Origin of the sequence: Gemella sp. zg-1178 (assembly GCF_018790995.1) — a bacterium.
Taxonomy (GTDB): Bacteria; Bacillota; Bacilli; order Staphylococcales; family Gemellaceae; genus Gemelliphila.
In genome coordinates, this window is the sequence record NZ_JAHKEI010000039.1 from 1 (window position 1) to 5077 (window position 5077).

Sequence of the window (5077 nt, forward strand, 5' to 3'; positions counted from 1 at the left end):
TTATTCTTTCATTAGAGGTATAACATAGTACATATTCTGTCATTTTTCTAATTTTTTTATTAAGAAAAGAACCTTTTTTCTTTCTGACCCAAATAAAGTGTCCTACATAATTTTCTTCCCCAAACACCTCATCACAAAGTAATTTTAGTTGTGCTTGTTCATTATCATCAATAGAGATGAAAATAACACCCTCATCACTTAAAAGCTCTCTGGCAATTTCAAGTCTTTGTTGCATAAAGGATAGCCATTTGCTATGTGAATAACCGTCTGTTTTATCAACAAAGCTGTCGTTATAAATGAAGTCTTTGTTACCCGTATTATAGGGTGGGTCTGTTTCCGAGCTGTTTTTGATACAATTCAACGTTTGTCTTTTTATACCCTATTAACGATGAACCTAGTAGGTGCATTATTTAACGTTAAAAAACACCTAAACAGATTATCCAGGTGAGCATGCCATATCCTTCTATAAACGACAAAATTCCTCATCAAATGACGAGGAATTTTACTGATTTTCTATTTTTATTTGTGTTCCATCTTTAAAAACAACTATTACTTTTTTATCTCTATCTACTTCTAAGTATTCAACTAAACTTCCCCACATGCTTGCACCAAAGTCTTTTATGATATCATCTATTTGTTCCAAGTTTTGAATAAACACCGTTAACTTTTCAAACTTTGCCTTCCTTTTAGTCATAAGTATTTCAAGTTCATCATAGCGTTCTTTTTTCAAGTTATAACTCATTATTAGTTGATTGTACTGAACTTGATAACTTTCTTGATTTTGAACTACTCTGGCATTTCTATCAATCATCTCTTGAATTTGTACAACTAAGGCCTCTAATTCATTATGAAGTTCTTGTTTCTCTACTTTTAAATGACCCACATTACATAAAGTTTCTTGAACTAGTTTAATATTTTCTATAACTTCTTCTCTATCTGCTGTCAAAGAATTTATCGCTTTGATAAAATACAATTTGATTTCATCTTCTGTTAAATGTGGTGTCCTACATTTCTTGCTACCTTTGAACTTATGATTACACTGATAAATTTTCTTTTTATAAAGACTAGTAGAATGCCATACTTTTGCACCAAACCAATTTCCACATTCTGCACATTTTATCTTATTTGAAAAAATGCTTACTCCACTGTATCTTGTACTTTTCTTAACACATCGTTTTTTCAATTCTTCTTGAACCAAGTCAAATACTGGTGGACTAATAATCGCCTCATGATTTCCTTCAACATAGTACTGTGGCACTTCCCCTTCATTTTTCTTCTTTTTTTTACTCAAGTAATCCACTGTGAACTCCTTTTGTAACAGTGCATCTCCTTTGTACTTTTCATTGGAAAGCATACGTCTTATCGTACCCTGATTCCATTTATCTTTTCCTCCAGGTGATTTAATTTCTTTTTTCGTTAAATATACTGCAATACTATGTGGTGTCATTCCTTGTAAAAATAATCCGAATATTTGTCTCACTATCTCTGCTTGTTCATGATTGACTACTAAGTTACCCTCCTTTCCTTTTTCAAAACCTAAAACTCTTGAATAAGGAATAGTCACTTTGCCATCAGCCATTCTTTTACGCTTACCCCATGTGACATTCTCTGAAATAGATCGACTTTCTTCTTGAGCGAGTGATGACATAATAGTAATAAGTAATTCTCCCTTACTATCAAATGTCCAAATTGATTCTTTTTCAAAATAAACTTCTGTTCCGTTTTCTTTTAACTTTCGAATAGTTGAAAGACTATCCACTGTATTTCTTGCAAACCTACTAACTGATTTGGTGACGATTAAATCGATTTCTCCATTTAATGCATCCTCTATCATCTTATTAAAACCCTCTCGCTTTCTAGTAGTGGTGGCTGATATCCCTTCATCCGTATAAACATTGACAAACTCCCAATCATCTCTACCTTTAATGTAATTTGTGTAATAAGCCACCTGTGTTTCATAACTAGTCTGTTGCTCATCACTATCAGTTGATACACGGGCATACCCTGCAACCTTTCTTTTTTTCACATCATTGATTGGCTTGAAATGATAAGGATTTATCGTTGCAGGTATAGTAGTTACTTTCTTGTTGACCATTTTTTCTCTCTCCTTACCTTTTTCATCAGTTCACTTTGTTTTAATCGTTCTTCATCAGTCCATACTCTTGGATTTTGTTTCTGATTTTTTCTTCTTTCTTCAGACCAAGGTATAAACGGACGTTTTTCTTTATACACCCTTGTTTCTTCAATACCGTTTTTCAAAAGTATTGTCACTTTATTATCATTGATAAAAATTCGTTGTACCTTATCATCCATTGTCTTTTCATCAAAAGATTCGATATTTAACACATCACAAATAATTCTTTCTAAAGTATATTGTTTTATACTTGTATTTTGACAAATGGTAGATTTCGTATTACAGTACATTCGTCTTTCATAAACTCCTGTTGTCAAAGTGCGCCCTTGACTACGATATGGATTAGCACACTTACCACATTCAACAAGTCCTGTAAATGGTGTTGCATTATAAGTTCTTTTATACTGATGCTTATCCCGTCTTTGTTTTGATAATTGTTCTCTTATTTCCTTTGTATAATATGAACTTCTATCTTTTTCTCTGTAAGGTTTTTCAAGAACATGCCCATCGTTTTTATAAACGATTATCTTCTCTTTTTTGATAATTTCAATGTAATCTATTTTTTCTTCTATTAACTTATCATCGATTACTTTAACACCTAATGCCTCTTGGAGTATCTCTTTTAAAATACCTTCTCTAATTTCTCCTGTTTGACAATTTGCTTTTTTGCCCGCTTTTCGATTAGCACATAACCAAGTATAAACTTTAGCTTCTTTTTGGTTTCTGATAGCCCTTTGGAAATTTTTTTGGCAATGTACACATCTAATTTTACTCGTTAATGCAGTCGTATTAATAGAAGGATTACCAATCGCCCCTGCATTTCTTCTTCTTTTCATTTCAGTCTCAACTTTTTTGAAATCTTCCATTGAAATAATCGCTTCGTGTGTATTTTCAACAAAGTACTGAGGAAGTTCTCCGCGGTTTTTTCTAGTCTTGCCTGAAATTGGATCTACAACATATTCTTTTTGAAAAAGTAAATTTCCTGTATAGTGAATGTTAGTGAGTATCACTTTGATATTAGAATCTACCCACCTATAACCTTTTCTTGTCTTAATTCCCTCTACATCAAACATTTTTTCTATTTGTAGTCTCGATTTTCCTGAAAGATATTCTTTATAGATTCTTCTAACAATTTTTGCTTCATCTTCAATGATGACTAAGTGTTCTCCTTCCCACCTATATCCATAAATACTAAATTTCCCATTAGGTATACCTTGCTTAAAACGTTTAATTGTTCCCCATTTTACATTTTCTGAAATAGAACGACTTTCTTCTTGTGCAAATGAAGCAAGTATCGAAAGCATCAATTCTCCATCTCCACTCAAAGATTGGATGTTTTCTTTTTCAAACCATACTTCAATTCCTAGAGATTTTAATTCTCTAACTACATTTAATAAATCAACCGTATTCCGTGCAAAACGTTGGATTGACTTTGTTAGAATTAAATCAATTTTCCCTTGCTTGCAATCTTCCATCATTCTTTTAAATTCCAATCTTTTTTCAATACTTGTACCAGTTATTCCTAAATCAGCATAAACACCTACATACTCCCATTCAGGATTTTCTTGAATAAGATTATTGTAATAACTAATTTGTGTGGATAATGAATGTCTTAGCCTATCTGTATCCATAGAAACACGAGCATAAGCTGCCACTTTAATTTTTGGTTTTATCAGTAGTTTACTGGTATTTATTTTGGTAATTTTTGCCATGAAATACTCCTTTCTTCGTTTCTATATACATCACTCTAAAAGGCTATAAAGTCAAGTCAATTGCGAGAATAATACACTAATTTCAGGATGATATTTTTCTTTAAATATTTGCTCCATCTTTTGAAATTCCTCTTTAGTAATTAACTTTTGCTGATGTAATTTTTTTAGCGTCATCATTGTTGTCTGATACAATCTTTCGTTTTTATACTCTATTTTAATCATGATGAACGCCTCTAAAACGATATTCTATATAACATTCATGACTACAGTATTTACGGTTTTTATTTCCATACACTTCAACTGTTTTTTTACAATTTAGACACTTACATTTATAGATGGCTTTTCGTTTCACTAAATCAAGATGATTATTCCACCAACTATTTCTACACTTATTACAACAAAATCTTTTTACTTTTCTTCCTTTTACTTGTTGGATACAGGTAGAACAATGTTCGCATTCAGTTTTAGTCAGATGATTATCTTGCACATTCCCTATAGTTACATTGTTTCTTCTGCAAAAATACTTAATCGTATTTACCGATATATTTAATTGATTAGCTATTTTTGTATAACCTATCCCTTGATTTCGTAATTGGATAATTTTTGTTTGTGTTAATTGATTCATCGTTATCCCTCCTAAATCTATAGGCAAAGAATTTTATTTAAAATGAACCCCCATTAACAAAAAAAGACCTATCGCAGACTAAAAAATCTACGATAGGCCTTAAAAATTTAACTCAATATTTCATTCACTTTTTGTTGAACTTTATCATAATCATACCCTGCTTGGGTTAATCGATGCTTTCTCTCTTGTCCATTACCCCAATGACCGTTGATGACTTCTTGTGCGATGTCATCAATATATTTTAAAGATGACGTCACATTTCCACTAACTAGTTCGTTGACTTTAGCTTGCACTTGATGGTAATCATACCCTGCACTTATCAGTGCAGTTTTGCGTGCATCTCCATTGCCAAACTGTCCGTTGATAACTTGTCGTGCCACATCATCAAGATTCGTATCGGTTGGTGGAACAGGTGTCGATGCCTGCCCACTTAATCGCTTATTCACTTCAGCTGCGATATAGGGAAACTTGCTACCAAGATAAGGTCCTGGACAATTTGTTGGCGCAAACCATTCATGTTTTGTTAAGTTTCCTGTTGTATCTCCTGTATATTCTAATTTATTAATTCCGTTTCTAGAACATATATCTACACAAAGTTCTATTGTT

Annotated in this window: 6 protein-coding genes; all 6 read right to left on the reverse strand. The window is 32.2% G+C overall.

Going from position 1 to position 5077, the window contains the following annotated elements:
• Positions 1–361: DNA methyltransferase (locus tag KMP12_RS07095; RefSeq protein ID WP_252344743.1), on the reverse strand; the 361-nt coding region annotated here is incomplete at its 3' end.
• Between the two features lie 141 nt (positions 362–502).
• Positions 503–2095: a recombinase family protein gene (locus KMP12_RS07100; protein WP_215757025.1), complete on the reverse strand. Its 1593-nt coding sequence runs from the start codon at positions 2093–2095 to the stop codon at positions 503–505.
• Positions 2077–3846 (reverse strand): recombinase family protein, encoded by a 1770-nt coding sequence (locus KMP12_RS07105; RefSeq protein WP_215757026.1) that lies wholly within the window; start codon positions 3844–3846, stop codon positions 2077–2079. Before KMP12_RS07105 ends, KMP12_RS07100 begins: the two co-directional genes overlap by 19 nt.
• Positions 3847–3897: 51 nt before the next feature.
• Positions 3898–4068 carry an SHOCT domain-containing protein gene (locus KMP12_RS07895; RefSeq protein ID WP_371741340.1) on the reverse strand — a complete coding sequence of 57 codons (171 nt, stop codon included), beginning with the start codon at positions 4066–4068 and terminating at the stop codon, positions 3898–3900.
• Positions 4061–4471, reverse strand: coding sequence for an RNA polymerase subunit sigma-70 (locus KMP12_RS07110; protein WP_215757027.1), 411 nt, complete (start codon positions 4469–4471; stop codon positions 4061–4063). Before KMP12_RS07110 ends, KMP12_RS07895 begins: the two co-directional genes overlap by 8 nt.
• A 107-nt stretch (positions 4472–4578) precedes the next feature.
• Positions 4579–5077 (reverse strand): hypothetical protein (locus KMP12_RS07115; RefSeq protein ID WP_483867060.1); only part of this gene is annotated, 499 nt, incomplete at its 5' end.

Coding starts and splice junctions, on each gene's coding strand:
- KMP12_RS07110 (WP_215757027.1), bottom strand. CDS start 4,471: ATGAATCAATTAACACAAACAAAAATTATCCAATTACGAAATCAAGGG.
- KMP12_RS07100 (WP_215757025.1), bottom strand. CDS start 2,095: ATGGTCAACAAGAAAGTAACTACTATACCTGCAACGATAAATCCTTAT.
- KMP12_RS07895 (WP_371741340.1), bottom strand. CDS start 4,068: ATGATTAAAATAGAGTATAAAAACGAAAGATTGTATCAGACAACAATG.
- KMP12_RS07105 (WP_215757026.1), bottom strand. CDS start 3,846: ATGGCAAAAATTACCAAAATAAATACCAGTAAACTACTGATAAAACCA.